Source organism: Flavobacterium solisilvae (genome assembly GCF_012911605.1).
Classification (GTDB): Bacteria; Bacteroidota; Bacteroidia; order Flavobacteriales; family Flavobacteriaceae; genus Flavobacterium; species Flavobacterium solisilvae.
The window spans coordinates 1-250 of the sequence record NZ_JAAMPT010000065.1 but is presented as its reverse complement, the minus strand read 5'-3'; the positions used below and the strand labels follow the sequence as shown (position 1 = coordinate 250).

Sequence of the window (250 nt, the reverse complement as noted above, 5' to 3'; positions counted from 1 at the left end):
GATTAGAGAAAGTAAACGGCGAACACAGTTTGATCATGCTGGTGTATAACATCAAACGCAGCATCAATATCCTTGGTGTGCCCGATTTAATAGCCAAACTCAAAGCATGGAACTCACCTTATAAGAGAAAAGGTTTGTTTTTGATAAAAACGACCTATTTAAAGCTATTTTTAGTTCGTATCATTTTGGGAACAAATCAAACTACTTCAAAATATACCTTGGCTTAAAACCAATTTATAAGCTTTTAACT

At 33.6% G+C, this 250-nt stretch carries 1 pseudogene; it reads left to right on the top strand.

The annotated features are described in order from the left end of the window. Positions 1–227 (top strand): annotated as a pseudogene (locus G6042_RS00310) (hypothetical protein); the annotation flags it as partial. Between the last annotated feature and the right edge of the window lie 23 nt (positions 228–250).